This is a genomic window from Vibrio sp. 779(2023) (assembly GCF_033344285.1).
Taxonomy (GTDB): Bacteria; Pseudomonadota; Gammaproteobacteria; order Enterobacterales; family Vibrionaceae; genus Vibrio; species Vibrio alginolyticus.
The window spans coordinates 1-1136 of the sequence record NZ_JAWPOM010000174.1; the positions used below are offsets into that span (position 1 = coordinate 1).

General features: G+C 48.3%; 1 protein-coding gene. It reads left to right on the plus strand.

Annotation, left to right across the window (positions count from 1 at the left end; genetic code table 11):
• Positions 1–1136, plus strand: a 1136-nt coding sequence (mnmC, locus tag R8O70_RS25860) for an FAD-dependent 5-carboxymethylaminomethyl-2-thiouridine(34) oxidoreductase MnmC (RefSeq protein ID WP_318184542.1), incomplete at both ends; no start/stop codon positions are given.

The following is a 1136-nucleotide window of genomic DNA, read 5'->3' on the forward strand; positions in this document are numbered from 1 at the left end:
CACCGCATTGTGCTTGAAGATGGCGCAATTACACTCGACCTTTGGTTTGGTGACATTAAAGACTGCATGCCGCAAGTCCCATACAACGAACAAGGTTTGATTGACGCTTGGTTTTTAGATGGATTCGCGCCAAGCAAAAACCCAGAAATGTGGAACCAAAATCTGTTCAACAACATGGCTAAGTTAGCCAAGCAAGACTGTACAGTTGCCACTTTTACCGCAGCGGGCTTTGTGCGTCGAGGATTGAACGAAGCTGGCTTTGCAATGAAAAAAGTCAAAGGCTTTGGCACCAAGCGTGAAATGATCGCAGGCTCGATGGAACAACGCGAAAAGCACTCGAACCATCTTGCGTGGTTCAATCGCACGGCGTCCAGCAATCTTGATTCGATTGCCATAATCGGAGGCGGTATTGCCAGCGCGGCGTTAGCGAAAACGTTAGTTCGTCGTGGCCAAAACGTCACGCTTTACTGCAAAGACACTCAACCAGCCGAAGGGGCATCTGGCAACCGTCAAGGTGCCGTTTATCCTCTGCTTAATGGCCCGCATACAGGTGTATCTCGTGTGTTTGCGCCAGCATTTTTGTTCGCACGTCAATTTGTCGAGCAAGCAGCGCAAGAAATCGATTTTGACCATGATTGGTGTGGTGTAACTCAGCTGATGTGGGATGACAAATCCACAGACAAACTAGAGAAAATGCTTGAGGGAAACTTCTCTCCAGAGCTCATTCGTAAATTGTCTGCGGAAGAAACGGCGGAGACAATCGGCTTATCCATCGATATGGCATCGGTTCATTACCCAATGGGCGGTTGGTTGTGCCCTGCGGAATTAACTCGCGGGCTGATTACTCAACTAGAAAAAACCGATCTTTTTGAAGCGAAGTTCGAGCATCAAGTCGAGTCACTAACTTGGGACGAAGCGCGTCAGCTTTGGACATTAAAGGCGAACGGCCAGAACTTCGAACATTCAACCGTTGTAGTTGCTAACGGCAACGAGTTCCAAACACTAAGCCAAACTGAAGCCTTGCCGATGGGGCAAGTAAAAGGACAAGTGAGCCACGCGCCAGCAACGAAAACCCTATCTAAACTCAAAAGTGTACTGTGTTACGACGGTTACATGACGCCTGTTAACGCAAATAA